This window comes from Kribbella sp. NPDC050124 (assembly GCF_044460355.1).
Classification (GTDB): Bacteria; Actinomycetota; Actinomycetes; order Propionibacteriales; family Kribbellaceae; genus Kribbella.
Map to the genome: position 1 here is coordinate 164,275 of NZ_JBITJU010000015.1, position 23,877 is coordinate 188,151.

A 23,877-nucleotide genomic window follows, 5' to 3' on the forward strand; every position below is an offset into this window, starting at 1 on the left:
TCACGACGGAACGCCTCGCAGCAGGCTGAGGTCCTTTCCGATCACGCCGTCGACGCCCAGGTACTTCGCGTGGTCGCGGTCGTCCTGGGTGTCGACGGGCCAGGTGAAGACGCGTTCGGCGCCGCGGCGTAGTTCGGTGACCAGGTCAGGCGTCAGTAGCCGGCGGTGTACGCAGGCGCCGTAGGCCGGGCGGGTGCGTAGGCGTTTGCGGAGACGGCGCAGGCCGCGGCGGCTGCCGGCTGACAGGACGAGTCGGACGTGCGCCAGGTCGCTGAACGCATCGAGCATCCACCAGTGCTGCGTGCAGAGGGTGACGGTGCCGGTGGGGAGTGCTGCGGCGAGTCGCTTCGCGAGCCCGGGGTGGATGCCCTTCAGGTCCAGGAGCAGGCGCGGGTCGCCGTCGGCCGCCGCCAGCAGTTCCTCCAACTGGAGCAGTTGGGTGTCGCGCCGGCGGACGAAGATGCCCTGGTCCCAGAGCCACCAGGGTCCGAGAGATTTGAGATGGCGTACTTCGAGGCGCCGCCGGAACACGTGGATATCGGCCTCGACCAGGTCGGCGCCGCCGGCGAGCGCGGCCCGGAGGGTGTCCAGGTCGTTCCCGGCCCGGTGTGCGACGGCCAGCTGGGGTGTCACGTCGTACCCGGGGATGGCTCGCTGAACCAGCCGCGCCAGCGCAGGATGAGGCAGCTGCCGCCGAAGATGAGGGCGGGGATCCAGTAGAGCAGCGCTGTCAGCGCCACGGCTCCGAACGCGGCCGTCCAGGACACTCCGATGGCGGCCAGCCCGGCGACGAGGGCGCCCTCGCGTGGGCTTGCTCCGTGGACTCCGGGCAGCGCACCGGCCAGCTGACTGGCGCCGAACACGGCGACGAGCTGGACCGGTGACACCGAGTCTCCGACCGCGTGGATGGCTCCGATCAGCAGGCCGAGGATCGTGATCTGGTAGCCGACCGACAGCAGCACCCCGGCCAGGAAGACCTTGGGCGACGGCCACGGCCAGCGACCGGCCAGCCCCGGGCGCCGCCGGTTCACGATCAGTGCCACCACGAGTACAACGGCCGCGGCGCCGAGGGCTACTGCGAGGACCGCCCGGGGCATCGCGACGCCACAGACCGCGACGGCGAGGATCAGGCCGACCGCGCCGACGAAGCGGTCGAGCGCGACCTCGGAGACGGCGGCGCTCCGCCGTACGCCGGTCCGCTCCAGCCGGTGAATGCGCCAAAGGTCCGCGCCGGCGTGCCATGGGGAGATCAGGCCGAGAATCTCGCTCTCCGCGTACGCGCGGATGTGCCAGCGTCGCGTCCGGCCGCTCGCCGACAGTGCGTGCCACCGCATCGGGCAGAGGATGTACTTGCCGATCGCGAACGGCAGCAGGCCGGCGATCGCGGGCAGCACTGCTGTGTGGGGTACGCGGTCGACGTTCCACAGGGACAGGCCGACGGCGATCAGCAGTGCGGTGACGTGCGTGGCACGGTGGGTGATGACGGCATGTGCGATCCGCCAGGTCTGTGCGATGCGCCCAGATCCCAGTTGCACGGAGGGCTCCTTCCGGGCACCCGAGAGACAGCGGAGCGTGAGGGGTTGATTGCAGTCCGCCGAGTACCTGACGCGTCAGACAATAGCTACGGTTCTTGTCTGCCGCATCTTGGTGTACGGGTAGTGGACACTCCGCTGATGGCCGGTGATCGCTCCGCTGCGCTCGGTGGCACGGGCGGTGGCTCGGCCGGTGGTCGTCGTACCGGGGTTTGCGCGGGACGCCGGCGGGCGAGCCGGGTTGCCGCGAGGAGAGCGAGCAGGGCGATGGCTCCGCCGGCGAGACCGTCGAAGAGGTAGTGGTTCGCGGTCAGCACGATCGCGGCCAGCATCGCCAGTGGCATCAACCAGCCGAAGAGGCGGACCAGCCAGTGCCCGGCCAGGGTCGCCCAGGCGATGCCGATCAGCAGGTTCCAGCCGAAGTGCAGGCTCGGTACAGCGGCGTACTGGTTGACGAACGCAGGTGGCTGGAGCACCCGGTAGGCCGAGGTCTGCTCGGTGACCGTGTCGACGAAGCCGTACCAGGCGAGGAATCGCGGCGGTGCGACCGGGAAGACGGCGAAGATGACCAGCCCGATCGCGCCGGAGATGAGCATGGCGTTGCGAAAGCGCGAGTACTCGTGGCGGTGGCGGACGATCAACCAGAGCAGGGTCAGGGCGAGGACAGGCCAGTGCCCGTAGATGTAGACGTAACTCAGCGCTTCGACGAGCCAGTTGTGCGGGAGCACTGCGCTCTGTAGCTGTGGTTCGGCGAAGACGCCGACCGACCGTTCCAGGTCCACGACCCGGTCGGCGTTGCGAAACGCCAGGTCGGTCCTGGTCTCCATCAGCCCCCGGACGCCGAAGTACAACACGATGGCAGTGCCGATCAGCGAGACCTCCCACACCGCCCGCCGCCGTCGCGCCCCGGCCAACCTCGTCGGCATGCAGTCCACCCCCTCCTGACCACGATGCACCACCAGCACCCGCGATTGAAGGCGCTGTGGGGCCCCGCCGGGGGGTCAGCGGATGCGGACGGCGATTACGCCCTTGACGGTGCCGGCGAGTACGTCGGCGAGTTTGCGTTCGTGGGCGTCGGACGGGCCGGTCACGGTGACCACGCCGTCGTGGACTTCGACGTACCAGTCGGGGCCCTCGGTGTAGAGCAGGTCGCTCACCTCGGCGCGGATCCGGTCGTCGCGTCCGGCCAGCAGGTGGACGACGTCGCTGCGGCTGATCATGCCGACCACGCGACCCTTGTGCAGCACCGGCAGGCTCTTCACCATCGTCGACCACATCAGGTCGATCGCGACCTCGAGGTCGTCGTCGGCCTCGACTGCGGCCACCAGATAGCTCATCACGTCGGCGACCCGGCGCGGCGGCGTGTCCGCGGTCGTCCGGACCGCGGCGACGGGAACGCGGTCGTTCAGCAACGCGGCGTCCTGCACGAGGTCGGCCTCGCTGACGATTCCAGCGAGCGTTCCGCTCTTGTCGACGACCGGCATCGCGGTGATCTTGCGGTCGTCCAGGAGTCGCAGCGCCCGGCCGATCGAGGTCTCGGCGGTCACGGTGACCGCCGGTGTGGTCATCAGGTCCCGGATCAACATCGTCATCACCTCGTTGTGTGAACGGCTCGAAACTCTCGGTTGGTCAGCCACCGGCGGCGGCGGCCGGGATCACGGCGACCGGACGGGTGGCGTGCTGGAGGACGGTCTGGCTGACCGAGCCGAGCAGCAGGCCGGCGAACCCACCCCGGCCACGGGCGCCGAGCACGATCAGGCTCGCGTCCGCGGACAGCCGCAGGATCTGCTCGGCGGGATGCCCGGTGACCCGGACGATCTCGGCGTCGTCGCCGTCGTACCGGGTCCGTAGTTCGGCTTCGGGGTCGCCGGCGGCGTCGTCCGCGAGTTGCCTCGCGGCGACCACACGGACCGGCAGGCTGTGCCGGCGGGCGTACTCGAGGCCGAAGTCGAGTGCTTTCAGGCTCGGCGACGACCCGTCGTAGCCGATGACGACCGGGCCGGGCAGGGCGTCCAGCTCGGTGGCTGTCGTGTCGTCGGGGCGAACGACGACGACCGGGCAGCGGGCGTTCGCGGTGAGGTCGAGGCCGGTCGACCCGAGCATTGCGCCCAGGGTGACGCCGAGGCCACGGCTACCGATCACGACCAGGTCCGCGTCGGCGGACGCCGCGATCAGAACAGGTGCCGGAAAGCCGTCGGCGCGTCGTCCTTCGACGGCGATCCCGGGCTCGAACTTCTCGGCCGACTCGATGGCCTGGCGGACGATCCTGTCGGCGGCAGCCCGCAGGCCGGGGGCCAGTTCGCTCGCACCGAGCGGCACGTTGAACAGCGGCCAGACGAACGCGTGCACCAGGTGCAGCTCGGCGCCGCGGGCTGCCGCCTCGGTCGCGGCCCACCGGATAGCGATCTCCGCGGCCGGCGAACCGTCGATGCCTGCCACCACTCGACCTTTGGTCATCGTTGCCTCCTTCCACTTCACGGTCGCGCGCCGGGGCCTCCGCATCCCAGAGTCGAAGGTCCCGCTCACCCGCGGCCTTCGGTCAGCGTCCGGCCATGGCACGGTCCGGAGTCGGGAAGCCGCGGGACTTTCGGCCCTGTGGGCGCGGCGGTCCCAGGGATCGAATGGAGGGACAGAGCTGAGTTGAAGGAGTGGTCATGAACAGGGCGAGTGCCACCTGGCTGAAGCAGCCTGTGCCGATCGTGCCCAGGGTGCGCCGGGCGGCTGAGGAACGCGCCGGGTTCGCTGTGACCACGGCCGCTTACCGCGAGTTCGTACGGGCGGCGCGGCTGCGGCCGCACATCGCCGGCGAGCTTCGCCGCTGGCGTGCCGGGCGCGACCTGGTCGCTGTCGGCGCCGCCATTCGTACGGCGTTCGCGGATGCCGAGTGGCCGGCCCCGGTGGCAGCGGCGATTGTGGCCGGGTACGCGCGGCTGGGCGGTGACGGGACCGCGGTGACCGTTCGCAGCCTCGGTGCGCCGCAGCAGGAGGTGTTCCGCGACCTTCGGACGACGTACGACGTACTGGCGGCCTGCAAGCGATGCTTCGCAGCGCCCTTCACCGATGCGGCCATCCTCGACCGCAAGGAACGCGGCGTCAGCCAGCTGGACGTAGCGGTGTCGATCGGCATCGAGCGGCAAGCACAGCCGGCCCCGGCGCCGGTGACGGAATTCGCTCCGTCCATCGGGGACTGCGCGGGCTATGTCGTCGACACCGCCGAGATCCGGCGGCTCGCGGCCTGGGCGCTCGCCGCTGAACGGCATCGGAGCCGACCCCGAGCACGGATCGAAGGAGCGCGATGACGACCTCGGTGACCGACCCAGCACACCCCGAAGGCGGGTGGGACGCGCTGGCCGCAGATGGATCCGTGGTCCGCATCCGGCCGATCCGTGCCGATGACGAGACTGCCCTGAAGGCGATGAACGAGCGCTTGTCCGACCGTTCGGTGTACCTGCGGTTCTTCGCCCTCGATCGGCGCGGCGCCGACGCGCACTCGCATCACCTCGCCGACGGCAGCCCAGACCACCAGGCGCTGGTCGCCGAGACCGCCGGACACGTCGTCGGTGTCGCGAGCTACGAACTGCTCCGTCCCGGCGAGGCCGAGATGGCGTTCCTGCTGGACGACGCCGTGCACGGGCGGGGCATCGGCACTCTCTTGCTCGAGCAGTTGGCAGCTGTCGCCCGCGAGGATGGCATCCTGCGCCTCTGCGCCGACACGTTGGCGGAGAACGCGGCCATGCTCCGGGTCTTCGCCGACTCGGGCTTCGAGCAGACGCACCGCTTCGACAGTGGCGTGGTCGAGTTGACTCTCGACACGTCGTACTCGCCCCGGACCCTGGACCGGATGGCCGAACGCGAACGGCAGGCCGAGGACCGCTCGCTGCGGCCGCTGTTCTCGCCAACCGCGGTCGCAGTGATCGGCGCCGGTCGTACCCCTGGTGGCATCGGACACGAGGTACTGCGCGCGATCGCGGCCGGCGGCTACTGCGGTGAGTTGTACGCCGTGAACCCGCGAGCCGACCGGATCGGCGCCGTGGCGGCATACCCGTCGATCCTCGCAGTGCCGGGCCCGGTAGACCTCGCCGTCATCGCGGTTCCCGCCCCGCAGGTGCCGGATGTTCTCGCCGAGTGTGGCCACAAGGGCGTGGCCGGCGCTGTCGTCCTCACCTCCGGGTTCTCCGAGCTCGGAGCCGACGGGCACCAGGCCCAGCAAGAGATTCTCTCAGTTGCCCGCCGGCACAGCATCCGGCTGATCGGGCCGAACTGCCTCGGCATCGTGAACACCGCGCCCGACGTCGCGCTCAACGCCACGTTCGCGGACGTGACGCCGGTGCCCGGCTCGCTGGCGATCGCCGCGCAGTCCGGCGCGGTCGGCATCGCGGTCCTGGACCACGCGAGCCGCATCGGCCTCGGCATCTCGGAATTCGTCTCACTCGGCAACAAGGTCGATGTCAGCGGCAACGATCTGCTGCTGCACTGGTGGAACGACGCGCGGACCGACGTGATCGCGCTGTACCTGGAGTCGTTCGGCAACCCGGTCAAGTTCGGGCGGCTCGCCCGGCTGGTCGGCCGGACGAAACCGGTCCTGGTGGTCAAGGGTGGCCGGTCGACCGGCGGGCAGCGCGCAGGCGCCTCGCACACGGCTGCCGCCGCGACGCCGGACACCGCGGTCGACGCGCTCTTCGCGCAGTCCGGCGTACTGCGGATGGACACCGTCGAGGAGCTCGTGGAGACAGCCCGGGTACTCGCCGGCCGCCCGCTGCCGAAGGGCAACCGCCTCGCTGTGATCGGGAACGCCGGTGGGGCGGGTGTGCTTGCCGCCGATGCCGCCGGGCGCCTCGGGCTCGAGATCCCCGAGCTCAGCTCCGCGAGCCAGCAGGAACTGACCGGTGCCGTCGGCGCGGGAAACCCGGTCGACCTCGGCGCCGCCGCCTCCCCGGAGAACTTGCGGCACGCGCTCCAAGTGATCCTCGACAGCGGTGAAGCCGACGCGGTGCTGGTCTGCTACGCCGCGACCCGGGCCGGAAGTGTCTCCGAGACGTACGCCGCGATCGCTGCCGCCGCCGAAAACACTGACATCCCGGTGCTGGTCACCTGCCTCGGGGCCCCGGACGCGGGGCCGCGCATCCCGCTGGCCAACGGCGCACACTTGCCGGTCTTCCCGTTCCCGGAGAGCGCCGTGCGGGCACTCGCGCACGCCGTGCGGTACGCCACCTGGCGGTCGCGTCCGCAGGGCGTCGTACCGCAGCTCGATCGCGTCGACGCGGAAGGTGCCCGGACGGTCGTACGACGCTTCCTGGAGCGCCAGCCCTCGGGTGGCTGGCTGGATCCGGAGCAGGCCGAGCAGTTGCTGAAGTGTGCCGGAATCCCTGTGGTCCATTCGATCCGGGCCGGCGACCGGAAGCAGACGCTGGACGCCGCCGCACTGATCGGCTACCCGGTCGTCGTCAAGACCGCCGCCGAGGGGATCGTCCACAAGACCGATGTCGGGGGAGTGCGCCTCGGCCTGACCGACGAGAGTGCGGTCGAACGGGCGTACGACGAGATCGTCGCGGCGACCGGTGATCGGCACGTCGCCGTGCAGGCGATGGCCCCGGCTTGGACCGAGATGGTCGTCGGCATGGTCCGCGACGCGTTGTTCGGTCCGGTCGTGATGGCCGGAAGCGGCGGCGTGCTCACTGACCTGATGGCCGACCGCCGCTGGCGAGGACTGCCGCTCACCGATCTGGACGCGGTCGAGATGGTGCGATCACTGCGTTGCGCACCGCTGCTGGCCGGCTATCGCGGCGCCGAACCCGCGGACGAAGCTGCCGTACTCGATGTCTTGCACCGGGTCGCCTGGCTCTCGGAGACGCTGCCGGAGCTGGCAGAGCTCGACATCAACCCGTTGACCGCCGCGCCGTCCGGCGCCGTCGCGGTCGACGCGAAACTGCACGTCACCCCGGCCGCCCCGGCCCGCGACTGGTACGCGCGGCATCTGCGCTGAAGCACCCATCGAGTAGGAGGTCGAAATGAAGGCGTTGGTCTACCACGGTCCTGGGCACCGCAGTTGGGAAGAGGTGTCGGATCCGGTCATCGAGGACCCCGAGGACGCGATCATCCGCGTCGACGCGGTCACCATCTGCGGTACCGACCTGCACATCCTGAAGGGCGACGTACCGACGGTTCAGCCCGGCCGGATCCTCGGTCACGAGGCGGTCGGGACGATCCTGGAGATCGGCGCCGGCGTGCGCGGACTCAGCCCCGGCGACCGGGTGCTCATCTCGTGCATCACGTCCTGCGGCCGCTGCGTCTACTGCCGAGAGGGCCACTACGGCCAGTGCTTGGGCGGTGGCGGCTGGATCCTCGGCCACCTGATCGACGGGACGCAGGCCGAGCAGGTGCGGGTGCCGTTCGCGGACCGCTCGGTGCACAAGTTGCCGGACAACGTCACCGACGAGGGCGCATTGCTGCTCGCCGACATCCTGCCGACGTCCTACGAGGTCGGTGCACTCAACGGGCGGGTGTCACCTGGGGACACCGTGGTCATCGTCGGCGCCGGACCGATCGGCCTGGCCGCGATCGCGACCTGCAAGCTGTTCAGCCCGGCCCGGATCGTTGTCGTCGACCTCGCCGACAGCCGCCGGAAGGCCGCGCTCGAGCGCGGCGCCGATCTGGCGCTGAGCCCGCAGGACGACGTCGCCGGCGAGGTCCGCGCCCGCACCGGTGGACTGGGCGCAGACGTGGCCATCGAGGCTGTCGGCATCCCGGCGACCTTCGAGCTGTGCACCCAGGTGGTTCGCCCGGGCGGGACGGTCGCCAACATCGGCGTGCACGGCGCTCCGGCGACGCTGCACCTGGAGGATCTGTGGATCAAGAACGTCACCATCACGACCGGCCTGGTCGACACGATGACGACGCCACGCCTGCTGTCCATGCTTGCGGCCGGCCGGCTGGAGGTGCCGGAACTCATCACGCACCGCTTCGGCCTGGACGAGATGCAGGACGCGTACGACGTCTTCGCGCGCGCAGGTGAGACGGGTGCGCTCAAGGTGGCGCTGTTCAGCACCGAAGGTGTGGGGCAGGACAACCACTGAGTACTACGCGGGATCAGCCCTGGCCGATGCGGACGGCGACTCTGGTGAGCGCACGGAGGCCGGCCAGGGCCTCGTACACCCGCAGCTGCAGTCCGACGAGGTGGCCCCCGGCAACGAGTTCTCGCCGTACCTCTTCGAGCCGGTCGACGATCCGCGCGACCTCGTCGGCGATGACGGCGTCGGCGGGTGCGGCGCCCGCACGGCAGGCGGTGAGCGCCGGCAGGATGTGGCTGCGATAGGCGGTGACGGTCGCCTGGATGGTCGCCATCAGCTGGTCGGGCCGCGGATCGACGGCGAAGTCCTCGTCCGCCACTCCGCGCAGGCTCTGCTCCCACTGCTCCAGCTCGCGCTGCAGGGACGCACTTGCGATGGTCATGACTCCTCCGGGTTGTCGATGAAGTCCTGCGTCGGCCGGCGCCCGGTGGTCGCCGCGGCGCGTCCGCGGCCGAACCGGATCACCATGTGCGCGAAGCCGGACTTCCGGGTCGTGCCCTGAATCGTGCGCTGAACCGCGCGACGCAGGTCGTCATGCTCGAGCGGCTGGTTCAGGAAGGACGCCGTAGCCCCTCGACGGGTCGCGACCAGGAGCACGCGCTCGAGTGCGAGACCGGCGGCCACGTGGTCGGCTGGTTCGTCGCCCGCCGTGGACAGTACGGCGATCGACGGGTGCTGCTCGAAGGCGGCGCTCGGCCGGGACCGGTCCAGGGGTGCGGTGGCGAGATCGCGGACGACACCCGGATAGGTCGCGGAGCGGGGACCGAGCGCGGCGCTGGGAATCCCGTCCGCGCCTTGCCGGCGACCGACCCAGCGGGCTCGCTCCGCGCTGCGGTGCCAGTCGCCGATCTCACGCAGGTCCGCCTCTCGCACCAGGTCGAGGATCCGCTCGGTCTGCGCGTCGCCCAGCCAGGTCAGTTCGGCCTTCTCCTTGAACGCCTCCTGGATCAACGCGATCCGTAGGTCCTGGGTGATCGACTCGTCCTGGACCGGGGCGCGACTGGTGTGCCGGCGGGGGATCTCGGCGTACAGCACGCTGAGCTCCTGGTCGGGAACGCCGGCCGGCTCGGTGACGATCCGGGCCACGAGGTCGGGCTCCTCCTCCGGGCAAGGCATGAGCCCGAGCCAGGTGTGGTAGCCCATCGACGCCGCCGCGCACCGCAGGTTGAAGGTCGCGGCGCCGGCGGCGATCCGCAGGGCTCGTCCGCTCGGGTCTTCCGCGGGCAGGGCGCGGGAGCTGTCCAGGAACACGTCGATGACGTGGCCGCTGACCTCGAAGCGCCACGGCTGGGTGTTGTGCATGCTCGGCGCCGCGACAGCAGCCGTGAGCAGTACGTCGATCTGTTCCGGCGACAGCCGGTCTTCCACCATCGGGGGCCTCCTGGTCGTTCTTCGCGGCCACAAACTGTTCCGCGCCCCCAGCGTCGCGCGCGCGAGACCGCCGAGGCTGCGGGCATCGGTCCTGAAGTGACGGGCCCTTCGGCTCTTCGCGCGGTGACCAGGGCCTCTGACGACGGACCGCCGTACCGGCTGATGCTCGAAGTACAGATCAAGGAAGGGACGAGATCATGACCACCACTCCGGACCGTCGGCGGATCCCGGCGCCTGTGATGGAACCTGACGGTGATCGGTACCCGATCATCACGACTGCGGCGGGCCGGGCTCTGGCCGTGCTGCGGATTGCCTTCGGCCTGACGTTCCTGTGGGCCTTTGTGGACAAGGTGTTCGGGCTCGGTTACGCGACCCCGGAGGGCAAGGGCTGGATCGACGGTGGCGACCCCACCGCCGGATTCCTGGGCAAGGGAACCAGTGGCCCGTTCGCGGACTTCTACCAGGGTCTGGTGGGTGACTGGTGGGTCACTCCGCTGTTCATGATCGGGCTGGCCGCCATCGGTCTGGCGTTGACGCTGGGCATCGGGATGCGGATCGCCGCGCTGTCCGGAAGCCTGCTGTACGTGCTGATGTGGACGGCGAACCTGCCGCCGGAGAACAACCCGGTGCTGGACGATCACATCCTCGGCGCGATCACCCTCGTGGTTCTGGCTCTGGTTGCTGCTGGCAACTGGTGGGGCCTCGGCCGGCAATGGGCACGACTCGACTTCGTCCGCCGCTTCCCGTGGCTGCGGTGACCGAACGCCGGGTGTGAAGAACAGCTGGGAGGACCAAGGTCCTTCCAGCTGTTGCCGTCCGGCCTGGCCGGCGAGGCATCGCGCCTCTGCCGTCCAGGGGCACCGGCGGGCGACGCTCGAAGTGAACAAGTCGAGGAGGCGTGCGATGAACAGCTGGGTGCGGAGCGGACCGGTGGTCGTCGAGGTCGATGGCACGGCCGAAGGGATGCGTGTCGTCGACTATGCGTGCGTAGAGGCCCTTCGGACCGATGCCGGCCTGGTTCTGGCCGCGTCCTATCGGGCGCACAGCACCTTCTCCCCGATGCGGCCGGACGACCAGCCGAAGTCACCCGGCGACATCGCCGATGCCTGGCTGCGAGCGGCCGTGGCACATGTCCACCACCGGTACGGCTACGGCCTGCAGCTCGAGGCCGTGTCGAAGGAGGGGGCGCGGGCGCGGGTGCTCGCGGAGATCGCCCGGCACGCCCGGGTGCTGATCGTCGGGCGGACCCCGAAGCGTGGGCCGCAACGGCTGATGGCCGCTCACGCGAACCTCGGCCTGGCTGCCCGGGTCGGCTGCCCGGTGCTCGTCGTACCGCTGTCCTGGCGGCCGTCCGTGCTCGATCGCAAGGTTGCGGTCGGCGTCGACGGATCGGCGTTGTCGGCGGAGGCGGTGGAGTTCGCGTTCCGGACCGCCGCCGACCGTGAGGGGGACCTGATCGTGGTGCGGGCGGGCCTGCCGCCGGACCACGCCTGGAACGACGACGATGTCGAGGACTCCTGGATCAGCCGGGCCGATCACGCCATCGGCGAAGCGATCGCCGGCTGGACCGGTCAGTTCCCCGACGTGAAGGTGACCCGGTTCCTGAGCAGCCGGCCGGCCGCTGAAGCGCTGGTGCGCGAGAGCGAGCAGGTCGGGCTCGTGGTCGTCGGAGTGCACGACCACTCGGTGGCGGTCTCCGATCCGGTGGCCCGCCGGTGCGTCGCGGCGATGGTGTGCCCGGTGGCCATCGTCCCGCACCACCTGACGGCCGCCGAGCGGGAGCTCCTGGACCGGGTCGGCCGCGACCACGTGTTCTTCACCCTGCCCACCGCTGTACAGGCCTTCCAGGACCGTACGGCGACCACCACCGAAGCAAGGAGCTGACCATGTCCGAGACACCACGTGCCCTCATCGTGTACGAATCGATGTTCGGCAACACCTGGAAGGTCGCGGCTGCGATCCGGGACGGCCTGAGCACCGTCATCGACACCGACCTGGTCCGCGTCGACCAGGCGTCGACCCGCGTCCCGATGGACGTCCGGCTGCTGGTCGTCGGCGGACCGACTCACGCGTTCAGCATGAGCCGGCCGTCGACGCGGTCGGACGCCGGGAAGCAGGGCGACGTCGTGATGCCGGTCGAGACAGGCATCCGGGAGTGGCTCGGCGCGCTGCCGACCTGCACCACGAAGACGCTGTCCGCGACCTTCGACACCCGGATCACCAAGGTTCGCCGGCTGCCCGGTTCGGCCGCTCGGTCCGCGGACAAGATCCTGCGCCGCCGGGGCTTCCGGCCGCTGCGGCCACCGGCGAGCTTCTTCGTCGACGACACCACCGGCCCGATCGAGGAGCGGGAGCTGGAGCGGGCCCGGCAGTGGGGAATGGAGCTCGGCCAGGCGCTGCGGTCCTCGCTCGGGATCATCCGGCGGGGGAGCAGGCGATCCGCATGATGCACGACGGCGTCGATCCGAACCTGATCTGGATCCTGTTCGGACTGACGATCTGGCTGGCGGCGATCGGCGGCGCGGTGGCAGTGACGGTCCGGGCGGTCCGCTGGCCGCCGCCACGCGCCGCGACGCGGCTTCCGTCGCCGCTCGACCTCCTGGAACGGCGGTTCGCCGCCGGTGAGATCAGCCGGGAGGACTTCGACGAGGCCCGCGCTCGCCTGCGCGAACACGAGCTCGACCTGTGACGGGGGTCAGTGCGCCGTCAGCCGCCGACCGGTGATCCGCCCGAGACCGAGCCGGATGAGTTGCGCGTCCGTGCGGGCCACCCAGGACTGCACGGGCAACCGGCGATGCACTTCGGCATGCTCATTCGCAGGTACGACTGACAGTCGGCCGACCGCGGTGACCGTCCAGCCGTGCCGACGGTCGGTGTCGACGTCATCGGCCTCGAACGCCACGACGTCGCCGCGCTCGGCGGCTCGGAGCTTGTTGCCCTCGGCAGTGAGGAAGACCAGGCTGTCGCCGTCGATGAAGAAGTTGACCAGCCGGACGGCAGGCAGACCGGCCTCGCTGAACACGAGGCGGCCCAGCGGCACGGTGCGGAGCAACCGCAGGCATTCGTGCTGGTCGAGAACCTCCAGCACAGCGTCGTCGAAACTTACGTCGGTCACAGGCTGAGCTTGAGGGTCGGGGCGGTCGCTCGGTAGGGCCGAAGGTCCCGACTGGTCAGGCGTCTCGCTCCCAGCCGCGGCGGGACCGGCGGTTCTGCGCCGCGTCGCGGCTGCGGTAGACGATGTACGGCCGGAAGAGGTAGCCGACCGGCGCGCTGAACGCGTGGACGAGGCGGGTGAACGGCCAGATCGCGAACAGCAGCATGCCGATCAGCGTGTGCAGCTGGAACGCGAACGGCGCCTCCTGCATGGCGTCGACATCCGGCTGCAGCGCGAAGAGCGAGCGGAACCACGGGGAGACCGTTTCCCGGTAGTTGTGTTCCTCGCCGACGGCGCCTGACCCGAGGAGCGTGGTGGCGAGCCCGGCGACGATTGCGGCGACGAGGACGACGTACATGGTCTTGTCATTCTTGGTGGTGGCCGTGAAGACCGGGCCCTGGGTGCGGCGGCGGTAGACGAGAAGGGCCACACCGACCAGCGTGCAGACACCCGCCACGCCGCCGAGCGCCAGCGCCTGAATGTGGTAGCCGTGCTCGCTGAGGCCGACGGCGGACGTCCAGGACTCCGGAATGACCAGTCCGATCAGGTGTCCGATCACGACCACGAGGATGCCGAAGTGGAACAGTGGGCTGGCGATCCGGAGCAGGCGGCTCTCGTAGAGCTGGCTGGATCGAGTCGTCCAGCCGAACTTGTCGTAGCGGTAGCGCCAGATCGTCCCGACCACGAGCACAGCGATGGTGACGTAGGGCAGGATCACCCACAACAGCGTGCTCATCGCGGTTCTCCCGCCGGGTACGGCTCGAGCCCGACCCGTTCCTGCGGAGGTCCTTCGGCTGCGATCCGGCGCGCCGCGAGCACGACGTCCGGTCCGGACGGCGGGAGGGTGGCCAGCACCGTTTCGACGAGCTGTGCGTACGGCGACTTGTGCCGATGCAGCGCGTCCTTCAGGAGTTCCAGAGCAGCGCGGTGCTGTGTGAGCAGCGCCAGCCCGGCCTTGGGATCACCGGTGGCGGCGAACTCGAGAACGACACTGAGGTGATCGGGCAGCTCGCCCTCAGGCGGTGTCAGACCGGCGGCGCGGTAGATCTCCTTGAAGCCGACCAGGGCCTTGCCGCGCTCGCGGGTGTCGCCATGGGTCCACCACGTCAGGTAGAGGCAGCATCGCGGGCGCAGGTCGAACGTCGCCACGTAGTCGCGCTGGGCGGCGTCCGGTGTGGTCGCCGCGAGATGGCCTGCGAACGAGTGCAACGGAGTCGCGAGCTTGTCCGGCAGCGTCGAGATCGCGTTGGTGATCATGGGGAGTTGCTCGAACAGCTCCTGGTCGGGGTATCCGAGGAACAGCGAGGTTGCCTTGTGCGCTACCGCGGTGGTTCGGGTGTTCATGACTCACCGGCTTCGTCACGGCGAGGTGGGAAAAGACCGGCCGGTGTTCCCTGCCCGTCCCAGTTGAGCAGGTTGACCCGCCGGGCCACTGTCTCCTCGCCCGCGACCTGATCGTCGGTCTGCCGGTGCCGCAACGCATGGAACGTCTCGACCGCCACCGGGACCGGCCGACCGGATGCCTCGCCGAACGGCTTCGACCCGGTCAGATACATCCCGGGTCCGCCCTCGTAGTCGAGCGAGCAGCCGATCTCCTCCAGTTGCCGCCCGGTCTCCTCGTAGGCGGTGGGGATGACGTAGCGGTCGTCGTACTTCGCGATCGCGAGCAGCCGGTACATCGCCGAGATGCTCGCCTCCGTCATCCCGACCCCTGCCGGGATGTCCGGTCGGGCCGGGCGGCCGAGGTTCAGGTCGCGCTGGTAGGAGCGCATCGCGGCCAGCCGCCGCAGGACACCGTCGACCACAGCCGTGTCGCCGGCGGTGAACAGCTCGGCCAGGTACTCGATCGGGATCCGCAGCGACTCGATCGCGCCGAACAGGTTGCCGGACTCCTCGGCGTCGTGACCGGTCTCGCGGAGCGCGTCCACGACGGGCGACAACGGCGGGATGTACCAGACCATCGGCATGGTGCGGTACTCGGGATGCAGTGGCAGCGCCACCCGGTACTCCTTGGCCAGCTTGTAGACCGGCGACCGCTGGGCCGCGTCGATCCACTCCGCGCTGATCCCTTCCAGTTCCGCGGCGCGGATCACCGACGGGTCGTGCGGATCGAGCAGGACGTCTAGCTGGGCGGCGTACAGGTCCTTGGGGTCCTGCACGGAGGCGGCCGCGAGGACGGCGTCGGCGTCGTACAGGAAGAGGCCGATGTAGCGCAGTCGGCCGACACAGGTCTCCGAGCAGACGGTGGGCAGGCCGACCTCGACGCGCGGGTAGCAGAACGTGCACTTCTCGGCCTTGCCGGTCTTGTGGTTGAAGTACACCTTCTTGTACGGGCAGCCCGACACGCACATCCGCCAGCCGCGGCACGCGTCCTGGTCGACCAGGACGATGCCGTCCTCGGCCCGCTTGTACATCGCCCCGGACGGACAGGACGCGACGCATGACGGGTTCAGGCAGTGCTCGCAGATCCGGGGCAGGTAGAACATGAACGTCTGCTCGAACTGCAGCTTGATGTCGCGGGAGAGCTTGGCCAGCACCGGGTCCTGGACGGCGAGCTCCGGACCGCCGGCCAGGTTGTCGTCCCAGTTCGCCGACCACTCGATCTTCATCGGCTCGCCGCTGATCAGGCTGCGGGGCTGGGCCACCGGCATCTGGTCGCCGAGCGGCGCGCTGGTGAGCTTCTCGTAGTCGTAGGTCCAGGGCTCGTAGTAGTCCCGGATCGACGGCAGCTTCGGGTTCGCGAAGATCGTGAGCAGCTTGCGCAGGCGGCCGCCACCTTTCAGTTTCAGGCGCCCGCGCTTGTTCAGCTCCCAGCCGCCCCGCCACTTCTCCTGGTCCTGGTAGGTCCGTGGGTAGCCCTGACCGGGCCGGGTCTCGACATTGTTGAACCAGACGTACTCCATCCCGGTCCGGTTCGTCCACGCCTGCTTGCAGGTCACCGAGCAGGTGTGACAGCCGATGCACTTGTCGAGGTTCATCACCATCGCCAGCTGCGCCATCACCTTCATCAGTACGTCACCTCCTGGGACCGGCGGCGGACCACGGTGATCTCGTCGCGCTGGTTCCCGGTCGGGCCGAGGTAGTTGAACGCGAAGGACAGCTGCGCGTAGCCGCCGATCAGGTGCGTCGGCTTCACCAGCAGCCGGGTCAGCGAGTTGTGGATACCGCCCCGCTTGCCGGTCGTCTCGGTCAGCGGTACGTCGATGGTCCGCTCCTGAGCGTGGTGCACGAACACGGTGCCGGCCGGCATCCGGTGGGAGACGATCGCCCGGCAGACCAGCACGCCGTTGCGGTTCACCGCCTCCACCCAGTCGTTGTCCTTGGCACCTATCGCGGCGGCGTCGGCCGGGCTCATCCACATCGTCGGTCCACCGCGGGACAGCGACAACATGAGCAGGTTGTCCTGGTACTCGGAATGGATCGACCACTTCGAGTGCGGGGTCAGGTAGCGAACCGTCACCTGCCGCTGCCCGTCCGGTCCGGGCTGTGGCTCGCCGAACAGCAGGTTGAGGTCGAGCGGCGGGCGGAAGACCGGCAGCTGTTCGCCGAACTCGGCCATCCAGTCGTGGTCGAGGAAGAAGTGCATCCGGCCGGTCAAGGTGTGCCACGGCTTGAGGTGTTCGACGTTGACCGTGAACGGCGCGTACCGGCGGCCACCGGTCTCACTGCCCGACCACTCCGGGCTGGTGATCACCGGCACCGGCCGCGCCTGCGTGTCGGCGAAGACGATCCGCTTCTCCTCGCTGCCCTCGGCGAGCGCGACCAGCGGCGTTCCGGTGCGCCGCTCAAGGGCCCGGAAGCCCTCCACCGCCAGTCGCCCGTTGGTCGTCCCCGACAGGGCGAGGATCGCCTCCGCGAACTTCTTGTCGGTGTCCAACGCCGGCCTGCCCGCGGCGATGCCGGCCGACATGACGCCGTTGCGGTGTGCGAGGTCGTCGACCTCCCGGTCGGGCACGACCGTGACCGCCTTCGTCGTCACGCCGAGCCGGTCGACGAGTGGTCCGAGGGCGGCGAGTTGCTCGGCCACCGCTGCGTAGTCGCGCTCGACAACACTGAGTCCCCACATGGTTTTGCCGGGGACGGGATCGATGTCCTCGTGCCGCCAGTCGCGGACGACGCCGCCGGGTTGGGCGGTCTCGCCGGGAGTGTCGTGCTGCAACGCGGTGGCGACCAGGTCACGCCGTACGCCGAGGTGTTCGGCGGCCAGCTCGCTGAACCGGCCGGCGATGGTATGGAAGGCGTCGAAGTCGGTCCTCGTCTCCCACGGCGGATCGACGGCGGGGTTGAAGGCGTGCACGAACGGGTGCATGTCGGTGCTCGACAGATCGTGCTTCTCGTACCAGGTGGCGGCCGGCAGCACGATGTCGGACAGCAGCGTGGTGGAGGTCATCCGGAAGTCCATCGAGACCAGGAGATCGAGTTTGCCTTCCGGTGCCTGGTCCCGCCAGGTCACGTCGCGCGGTCGCTTGTCCGGTGGTGTCTCGTCGGCGCGCAGGTTGGCGTCGGTGCCGAGCAGGTGGCGCAGGAAGTACTCATTGCCCTTGCTCGACGAGCCGAGCAGGTTCGCCCGCCACACCGTCAGCACGCGCGGCCAGTTCTCCGGCGCGTCCGGATCCTCGCAGGCCAGCTTGAGCGTGCCGTCGCGCAGGCCGCTGACGACGTGCTGCGCCGGGTCGTTGCCCGCCGCGTCCGCTTCGGCGACCAGGTCCAGCGGGTTGCGGTCGAACTGCGGGTACGACGGCATCCAGCCGAGCCGCGCGGACTGAGCGACGACGTCGGCGGTGTGCATCCCGGTCAGCGTGCCGGCGGCCAGCGGCGAGGCGAGCGCGTCGGCCTGATTGCCGTCGTACCGCCACTGGTCGGTGTGCGTGTACCAGTAGGCCGTCCCGATCATCTGCCGCGGTGGCCGGACCCAGTCCAGGCCCATCGCCAGCGTCGCCCAGCCGGTGATCGGCCGGCACTTCTCCTGGCCGACGTAGTGCGCCCAGCCGCCACCGTTGCGGCCCATGCGGCCGGTCAGCATCAGCAGGGTCAGGATCGCCCGGTACGTCGCGTCGCCGTGGAACCACTGGCAGATCCCGGCGCCCATGATGATCATCGACCGGCCACCGGACTCCTCGGCGTTGGTCGCGAACTCCCGGGCGATCCGGGTCGCCGTCGCGGCCGGCACCGACGTGAGCTGCTCCTGCCAGGCGGGTGTGTACGGCGTTTCGGCGTCGTCGTACCCGGTCGGCCAATCGCCGGGCAGGTCGTCGCGACGTACGCCGTACTGGGCGAGCATCAGGTCGAAGACCGTCGTCACCAGCCGGCCAGCCACCTCGGTCGCGGGGACACCGCGACGGAGTACACCGGCCCCGGACGGCTCGTCGAAGCGCGGGAGCAGGACCTCGACGTTCGTCGAGCCGGCAAGGTCCTGGACGGTCAGCTGCGGGGAGACTTCACCGAGATCGAGGTTCCAGCGCCCGACGCCGGAGTCGGTGTATCGGAAGCCCATCGAGCCGTTCGGGACGGCCGGCCCGCCGGTCCGGCCGTCGAGCAGGACCGTCTTCCAGGCAGCGCCTTCGGTGTCGTCGCCGAGGTCGGCCGCGGTGAGGAACTTGCCCGGGACCAGCGAGCCGTCCTTGTCCTGCAGCGTGACCAGGAACGGCAGGTCGGTGTACTGCCGGACGTAGTCGACGAAGAACGGCACGCGCCGCTTCACGAAGGACTCGGTCAGGATCACGTGGCCCATCGCCATCGCCAGGGCGCCGTCGGTGCCGGGCTGGGCGGGCAGCCACTCGTCGGCGAACTTCGTGTTGTCGGCGTAGTCCGGCGACACCGCGACCACCTTGGTGCCGCGGTAGCGCACCTCGGCCATCCAGTGGGCGTCCGGCGTCCGGGTCACCGGCACGTTCGAGCCCCACATCAGCAGGTACGACGCGTCCCACCAGTCACCGGACTCCGGTACGTCGGTCTGGTCGCCGAACACCTGTGGTGACGCGACCGGAAGATCGGCGTACCAGTCGTAGAACGAGGTCATGCAGCCGCCGATCAGCTCGATGAACCGCGCACCGATCGCGTGCGACACCATCGACATGGCGGGGATGGGGGAGAAGCCGGCGATGCGGTCGGGGCCGTGCGCCTTGATCGTGTGCACGTGGGCGGCGGCGATCAGCTCGGACGCCTCGGCCCAGCCGATCCGCACCAGGCCGCCTTTGCCGCGAGCCTGGTGGTAACGGGTCCGCCGTACCGGGTCACCGACGATGTCCGCCCAGGCGGCGACGGGATCGCCGAGTCGCTCCTTGGCTTCCCGGTACATCTCGACCAGGACGCCGCGCGCATAGGGGTAACGCACGCGTGTGGGGGAGTAGGTGTACCAGGAGAACGCCGCGCCGCGTGGGCATCCGCGCGGCTCGTACTCCGGGCGGTCGGCGCCGACGGACGGGTAGTCGGTCTGCTGCGACTCCCAGGTGATGATGCCGTCCTTGACGTACACCTTCCACGAGCACGAGCCGGTGCAGTTGACCCCGTGGGTGGACCGCACGACCTTGTCGTAGCTCCACCGGTCCCGGTAGAACACGTCGCCGTCCCGGCCACCGCGTTTGTGGACCGTCCGCAGGTCGTCGGACACCTCGGCCCGGCGGAAGAAGCGGCCGGTTCGCAGCAAGGCGTCCGCGGCCGCATTGTCCAGACCAGCTGCTGCCCTGCCTGGTTCCGCGCCCATCCCGTTCCCCTCGGATCGAAGCCGGCTGACCTGTCCACCGAACTGCAGTGCGCACCGTTTCGTCAATGGGGACACGGCGGAAGACCGCCGGATCAGGCCGAACGGCCGCCGGGCTGGCGTCCTTCGGCCTTCGATGGTGGGACTTCCGCCTCTGACCGTCGGTCACTCGCGTTCCTAGGCTCGATCAAGACGCCGATGAGTGACTCGGCGGGACTCGAGGAGGCATAGTGGTGGGATCGATGCCTGATCGGCCGGAAGTCGACGTGCCGGCGCGCAGCGTGGCGGCGCGACCGGTGGTGCAGCTTGCCGTGGCGACGACCGGATTCCTGCTGACCTTCTGGGCCTGGGCGCTGATCAGTCCGCTGGGCGCCAGGTACGCCGACCAGTTGAACCTGAGCTCGTTCGAGCAGGCGCTGGTGGTCGCGACCCCGGTCCTGGTCGGCTCCCTCGGCCGGATCCCGGTCGGGGCGCTCACCGACGCGCTCGGCGCGCGCCGGATGATGCCGGCGATCGCGGCGCTGACCGTGCTGCCGGTCCTGTTCATCGGGCTGGTCGCGGACAGCCTGCCCACCTTGCTGCTCGGTGGCTTCTTCCTCGGTCTCGGCGGCACGTCGTTCGCGGTCGGCGTACCGCATGTGAACTCGTGGTTCGAGCCGGCGCGTCGCGGTACCGCGATCGGCATCTTCGGCGCCGGTACGGGTGGTACGGCGCTGTCCGCGTTCACCACGGTGCCGATCACGGATGCCTGGGGTGCGGAGGCGCCGTTCCTGCTGGTCGCGGGGCTGCTGGTGGTGCTCGCCGTCGTGTCGGCGTGGTTGCTGCATCCGGCACGGGGCTGGACGGCCGGCTCGCCGCACGGCTTCGTGGGCCGGGCCTGGCGGACCGCCCGCAAGCCGGTCACGATGCAGTTGGCCTTCCTGTACGCGGTCGGCTTCGGCGGGTTCGTTGCCTTCAGCGTCTACCTGCCGTCGTACCTGCGCAGCGCCTACGACCTGACGCAGTCCGACGCCGCGTTCCGGACGGCGGGCTTCGTGGTGATCGCGGTCGTGGCGCGTCCGGTGGGAGGCTGGCTGTCCGACCGCCTGCACCCCGTTCCGGTCCTGGTCGCAGCCTTCGCCGCGACCACGCTCCTCGCCGCCGTCGCTGCGATCGAGGCCCCATTGATGCCGGTCGCGACGATCGCGTTCCTCGGTCTGGCCGCCGCGCTGGGTGCGGCCGCCGGAGCCTGCTTCGCGCTGGTCGCCAAGGTCGTCCCGGCGCCGCAGGTGGGTGCGACGACGGGGATCGTCGGCGCCGCCGGTGGCCTGGGCGGCTTCTTCCCGCCACTGGTCATGGGCGTGGTGCGAAGCGCCACCGGCGACTACACGCTCGGCTACCTGTTGCTCGCAGCAACAGCCGCGGCCGCCACCGCGTTCACCTGGTTCGTCGTCAGACGCGCTGAGTCCTGATTCCGCGCGGCACGGCCAGGACGACAGCGACGACGCCGAGGACGAAGAACGCGCCGGCGCTGACCAGGACGACGATCGACAGCCAGTCGAGCGACGGCACGGTGGCGCCGACGTCGACCTGAGTGTCGATTCCGGCGGTGCCGTCCGGCGACATCACCACGATCGTCCAGTCGCCGCTCTCGAAGGTCCAGTTGACCGTCTGTACGCCGGGCCCGCTGGCTTGCGTCCGCCAGAAGCTCACGTCGGTCGGTGCCACGGCAAGCGCCGTACCGGCGTGATCGGTGGTGTCAGTGGCGCCCGGGGCGAAGGACCGCACCGTCGCGTAGTGCACACCCTTGAGGTAGTTGCGCACGTCGCTCGAGCGGGCGACTCCGATGAACACCGGTCCGTCGCCGGCCGACTCCGCCCGCACCCGCAGGTCCCCGACCAGGCGTCGAGGCACGTCGGTTGCGGCGCCGGTGTCGAGCGTCATGTCCTCGCTGACCACTGCGTAGCCGGTGGTCGAGAGCGACACCGTGTCCGACGTCAGATAGCCCGCGCTGTCACGCTGAGTCTGGTCGAGCCAGAGCATGGTGCCGCCGACGACCAGTCCGACGGCCGACGCCAGTGCGACTAGAGCGCCGAGCACTGTCGTGATCACTCGACCCGCTGTCCATCGGCCGGCCCTCGTGCTCGGGGCGTTGCCGGCCGGATACGTCGTACTCATGATTCCTCCCGAGAGTTGTCTTCAGTTCCAGCCTCCGCACCGGGCCGGTCGCCGACAGGGCCCTCGGTCACGCATCCCGCGGACCTTTGGCGCCGGGTCAGACGATGTCTCTGCGGATCGTGACGGTGCTGCCGAGCACCGCGAGCACGACGCCGTACGCGGCCAGCAACAGACCGGCCTCGGCTGCGGGGAGGAAGGCGACATCGGGCTGGTAGGTGTTGGTCAGGCCGCCGAAGGCACCACCCGGAAAGTACTTGAAGTAGTCGCGAATCGTGGGCAGGAGCGACACGAAGGACTCGACGACGAGGGAGTAGACGAGGGTCCCGACCACCGCGGCGACCTGGTTGCGCACGAGCGCGCCGATGCCCACCCCGATCACGGTGAAGATCGCCTGGCCGAGCACCACACCCAGCAACGTCGCGGGGATTCCGTTCGCCGTCATCGGCACGTCGATTCCCTTGGCGCCGAGCCAGGGTACGGCGATCGCGACGGCCACGATGACGTTGGCGGCTCCGAAGAGCAGGCCGGCCACGGCGTAGGCGATGACCTTGGCGACCACTACCCGGTGGCGGCGCGGGGTGACCAGGAAGGTCGGGGTGATGGTCTGGTGCCGGTACTCGCCGGTCATCGCCACGATGCCGAGCACCACGGTGAAGACGGCGGCGCTGCCGGCTGAGCTGAACAGCGACTGCTGTCCCTCGACGGAATCGAGCGGCGGGCCGGTGTTCTCCGGCCGGCCTGAGAATGCGATGAGCAGGCTGACGAACAGCGCGGTCATGCCGACGGCGCCGGCGAGCAGCCACAGCCACAGCCTGGTGGTGAACAGCTTCGTGAACTCGGCACGGACGAGGTCGGTCATCGGGACGCACCTCCGCCGGTCAGTGCGAAGAAGATGTCCTCGAGGTCGCTCCGCTCAGCCGTCAGCTCGTGCAGTTCGACGCCCGTGACGAACGCCAGATGGCCGATCTGCTCAGGTCCCAGACCGGTCACCACCAGGGCACCGTCGCGCTTGACCATCCCGGCCTGGCCGGGCAGGGCTGCCGCCAGGCGGTCGAGGTCAGGTCCGCGGACGACCACTGGCCGAGCGCGGACGTCGGCCAGCTCGTCCAGCGTGCCCTGCCGCACGAGCGAACCCTTGTCGATGATCACGACGCGGTCGACGGTCTGTTCGACCTCGCTCAGCACGTGGCTGGACACCAGGATGGTTCGTCCCTCGGACGCCAGCCGGCGAAGGAAGTTGCGGAGCCAGACGATGCCTTCGGGGTCCAGGCCGTTGGCCGGCTCGTCCAGCAGCAGCACCAGCGGGTCGCCGAGCAGAGCGGCAGCCAGCCCGAGGCGTTGCCGCATGCCGGCCGAGTACTCGCGCACCTTGCGCGGCGCCGCTGGCGTCAGGCCGACCAGGTCGAGTACGGCGTCCGTGCGTCGTACCGGATATCCGTTGGCCACGCAGAGGATCCGCAGGTGGTTCTCGGCTGTCCGCGCCGGGTGGAAGCCGGACGCCTCAAGGACGGCGCCGACTGTGCTCGACGGTTGGGGGAGGTCGGCGTAGCGCAAACCGCCGATGGTGGCTGTGCCCGCGGTTGGGGTGACCAGGCCGAGCAAGCAGCGCAGCGTCGTGGTCTTGCCCGCGCCGTTGGGCCCGAGGAATCCGGTCACGGTTCCCGGTTCCGCGGTGAAGTTCAGGTCGTCGACCGCGCGCACCGCGCCGAACGCCTTTGTCAGGCCCGACACGGCGATCCGTCCGGCCTCGTCTGTCATGACATCCACTACAAAGCCTGGTCGACATCCTGCGCCAGTGCCGAAGGACCCGGTCCCGGGCCTGTCCGCTGACTCCCGCAGCCGTCGGTTCAGGACTTTCGGCCCTGCTTGACGTGGTCGTTGCGGAGGTGGCATGGA

At 69.9% G+C, this 23,877-nt stretch carries 23 protein-coding genes; 8 read left to right on the forward strand and 15 right to left on the reverse strand.

Annotation, left to right across the window (positions count from 1 at the left end):
* From ACIBL3_RS29925 to ACIBL3_RS29945, 5 genes are all read right to left on the reverse strand, one after another.
* Nucleotides 1–633 carry a hypothetical protein gene (locus tag ACIBL3_RS29925; protein WP_396357024.1) on the reverse strand — a complete coding sequence of 211 codons (633 nt, stop codon included), beginning with the start codon at nucleotides 631–633 and terminating at the stop codon, nucleotides 1–3.
* On the reverse strand, nucleotides 630–1,535 hold the full coding sequence (locus ACIBL3_RS29930) for a lysylphosphatidylglycerol synthase domain-containing protein (protein WP_396357025.1): 906 nt from the start codon (nucleotides 1,533–1,535) through the stop codon (nucleotides 630–632). The genes ACIBL3_RS29925 and ACIBL3_RS29930 overlap by 4 nt, the downstream gene beginning before the upstream one ends.
* 86 nt (nucleotides 1,536–1,621) lie before the next feature.
* The gene (locus tag ACIBL3_RS29935) at nucleotides 1,622–2,458 is read right to left on the reverse strand and encodes a phosphatase PAP2 family protein (RefSeq protein WP_396357026.1); all 837 of its coding nucleotides are present in this window, start codon (nucleotides 2,456–2,458) and stop codon (nucleotides 1,622–1,624) included.
* Nucleotides 2,459–2,533: 75 nt separating this feature from the next.
* Entirely contained in the window at nucleotides 2,534–3,124 is a 591-nt protein-coding gene (locus ACIBL3_RS29940) for an HPP family protein (protein WP_396357027.1), read from the reverse strand.
* 37 nt (nucleotides 3,125–3,161) lie between these two features.
* Nucleotides 3,162–3,989, reverse strand: a complete 828-nt coding sequence (locus ACIBL3_RS29945) for a universal stress protein (protein WP_396357028.1) — start codon at nucleotides 3,987–3,989, stop codon at nucleotides 3,162–3,164.
* Between the two features lie 197 nt (nucleotides 3,990–4,186).
* Here ACIBL3_RS29945 and ACIBL3_RS29950 point away from each other — a divergent pair, with 197 nt between their 5' ends.
* The 3 genes from ACIBL3_RS29950 to ACIBL3_RS29960 are packed head-to-tail and all read left to right on the forward strand — an operon-like array spanning nucleotide 4,187 to nucleotide 8,605.
* The gene (locus ACIBL3_RS29950; RefSeq protein ID WP_396357029.1) at nucleotides 4,187–4,831 is read left to right on the forward strand and encodes a PEP/pyruvate-binding domain-containing protein; all 645 of its coding nucleotides are present in this window, start codon (nucleotides 4,187–4,189) and stop codon (nucleotides 4,829–4,831) included.
* Nucleotides 4,828–7,515: a GNAT family N-acetyltransferase gene (locus ACIBL3_RS29955; RefSeq protein ID WP_396357030.1), complete on the forward strand. Its 2,688-nt coding sequence runs from the start codon at nucleotides 4,828–4,830 to the stop codon at nucleotides 7,513–7,515. The genes ACIBL3_RS29950 and ACIBL3_RS29955 overlap by 4 nt, the downstream gene beginning before the upstream one ends.
* Nucleotides 7,516–7,540: 25 nt before the next feature.
* Nucleotides 7,541–8,605 (forward strand): zinc-dependent alcohol dehydrogenase family protein, encoded by a 1,065-nt coding sequence (locus ACIBL3_RS29960; protein WP_396357031.1) that lies wholly within the window; start codon nucleotides 7,541–7,543, stop codon nucleotides 8,603–8,605.
* Between the two features lie 13 nt (nucleotides 8,606–8,618).
* Here the strand turns inward: ACIBL3_RS29960 and ACIBL3_RS29965 are convergent, their stop codons facing one another.
* Nucleotides 8,619–8,981, reverse strand: a complete 363-nt coding sequence (locus ACIBL3_RS29965; RefSeq protein ID WP_396357032.1) for a hypothetical protein — start codon at nucleotides 8,979–8,981, stop codon at nucleotides 8,619–8,621.
* Entirely contained in the window at nucleotides 8,978–10,003 is a 1,026-nt protein-coding gene (locus ACIBL3_RS29970) for an Acg family FMN-binding oxidoreductase (protein WP_396357033.1), read from the reverse strand. Before ACIBL3_RS29970 ends, ACIBL3_RS29965 begins: the two co-directional genes overlap by 4 nt.
* Before the next feature lie 164 nt (nucleotides 10,004–10,167).
* Between ACIBL3_RS29970 and ACIBL3_RS29975 the strand changes: the two genes are divergently transcribed.
* The 4 genes from ACIBL3_RS29975 (at nucleotide 10,168) to ACIBL3_RS29990 (ending at nucleotide 12,659) form a co-directional block, all read left to right on the forward strand.
* Nucleotides 10,168–10,728 carry a hypothetical protein gene (locus ACIBL3_RS29975; protein WP_396357035.1) on the forward strand — a complete coding sequence of 187 codons (561 nt, stop codon included), beginning with the start codon at nucleotides 10,168–10,170 and terminating at the stop codon, nucleotides 10,726–10,728.
* A gap of 145 nt (nucleotides 10,729–10,873) precedes the next feature.
* The gene (locus tag ACIBL3_RS29980; protein WP_396357036.1) at nucleotides 10,874–11,854 is read left to right on the forward strand and encodes a universal stress protein; all 981 of its coding nucleotides are present in this window, start codon (nucleotides 10,874–10,876) and stop codon (nucleotides 11,852–11,854) included.
* A gap of 2 nt (nucleotides 11,855–11,856) precedes the next feature.
* Nucleotides 11,857–12,417 (forward strand): flavodoxin family protein, encoded by a 561-nt coding sequence (locus tag ACIBL3_RS29985; RefSeq protein WP_396357037.1) that lies wholly within the window; start codon nucleotides 11,857–11,859, stop codon nucleotides 12,415–12,417.
* On the forward strand, nucleotides 12,414–12,659 hold the full coding sequence (locus tag ACIBL3_RS29990) for an SHOCT domain-containing protein (protein WP_396357038.1): 246 nt from the start codon (nucleotides 12,414–12,416) through the stop codon (nucleotides 12,657–12,659). The genes ACIBL3_RS29985 and ACIBL3_RS29990 overlap by 4 nt, the downstream gene beginning before the upstream one ends.
* A gap of 6 nt (nucleotides 12,660–12,665) precedes the next feature.
* On the opposite strand, the gene ACIBL3_RS29995 is transcribed toward ACIBL3_RS29990, so the two are convergent.
* The 5 genes from ACIBL3_RS29995 to ACIBL3_RS30015 are packed head-to-tail and all read right to left on the reverse strand — an operon-like array spanning nucleotide 12,666 to nucleotide 19,827.
* A complete protein-coding gene (locus tag ACIBL3_RS29995; protein ID WP_396357039.1) occupies nucleotides 12,666–13,085 on the reverse strand; it encodes a pyridoxamine 5'-phosphate oxidase family protein in 420 nt (139 codons plus the stop codon).
* Nucleotides 13,086–13,140: 55 nt separating this feature from the next.
* Nucleotides 13,141–13,860, reverse strand: coding sequence for a respiratory nitrate reductase subunit gamma (gene narI / locus ACIBL3_RS30000; RefSeq protein WP_396357040.1), 720 nt, complete (start codon nucleotides 13,858–13,860; stop codon nucleotides 13,141–13,143).
* Nucleotides 13,857–14,468 (reverse strand): nitrate reductase molybdenum cofactor assembly chaperone, encoded by a 612-nt coding sequence (narJ, locus tag ACIBL3_RS30005; protein WP_396357041.1) that lies wholly within the window; start codon nucleotides 14,466–14,468, stop codon nucleotides 13,857–13,859. The genes narI and narJ overlap by 4 nt, the downstream gene beginning before the upstream one ends.
* Nucleotides 14,465–16,132, reverse strand: coding sequence for a nitrate reductase subunit beta (narH, locus tag ACIBL3_RS30010; RefSeq protein ID WP_396357042.1), 1,668 nt, complete (start codon nucleotides 16,130–16,132; stop codon nucleotides 14,465–14,467). The genes narJ and narH overlap by 4 nt, the downstream gene beginning before the upstream one ends.
* Nucleotides 16,132–19,827, reverse strand: a complete 3,696-nt coding sequence (locus tag ACIBL3_RS30015) for a nitrate reductase subunit alpha (RefSeq protein ID WP_396357044.1) — start codon at nucleotides 19,825–19,827, stop codon at nucleotides 16,132–16,134. Before ACIBL3_RS30015 ends, narH begins: the two co-directional genes overlap by 1 nt.
* Before the next feature lie 239 nt (nucleotides 19,828–20,066).
* Between ACIBL3_RS30015 and ACIBL3_RS30020 the strand changes: the two genes are divergently transcribed.
* Nucleotides 20,067–21,275 (forward strand): nitrate/nitrite transporter, encoded by a 1,209-nt coding sequence (locus ACIBL3_RS30020; RefSeq protein ID WP_396357045.1) that lies wholly within the window; start codon nucleotides 20,067–20,069, stop codon nucleotides 21,273–21,275.
* Here the strand turns inward: ACIBL3_RS30020 and ACIBL3_RS30025 are convergent.
* From ACIBL3_RS30025 to ACIBL3_RS30035, 3 genes are all read right to left on the reverse strand, one after another.
* Nucleotides 21,256–21,981: a hypothetical protein gene (locus tag ACIBL3_RS30025; RefSeq protein WP_396357046.1), complete on the reverse strand. Its 726-nt coding sequence runs from the start codon at nucleotides 21,979–21,981 to the stop codon at nucleotides 21,256–21,258. The two genes, ACIBL3_RS30020 and ACIBL3_RS30025, sit on opposite strands and share 20 nt — an antisense overlap.
* Before the next feature lie 97 nt (nucleotides 21,982–22,078).
* Entirely contained in the window at nucleotides 22,079–22,840 is a 762-nt protein-coding gene (locus ACIBL3_RS30030) for an ABC transporter permease (protein WP_396357047.1), read from the reverse strand.
* A complete protein-coding gene (locus tag ACIBL3_RS30035) occupies nucleotides 22,837–23,739 on the reverse strand; it encodes an ABC transporter ATP-binding protein (protein ID WP_396357049.1) in 903 nt (300 codons plus the stop codon). The genes ACIBL3_RS30030 and ACIBL3_RS30035 overlap by 4 nt, the downstream gene beginning before the upstream one ends.
* Nucleotides 23,740–23,877 lie beyond the last annotated feature (138 nt).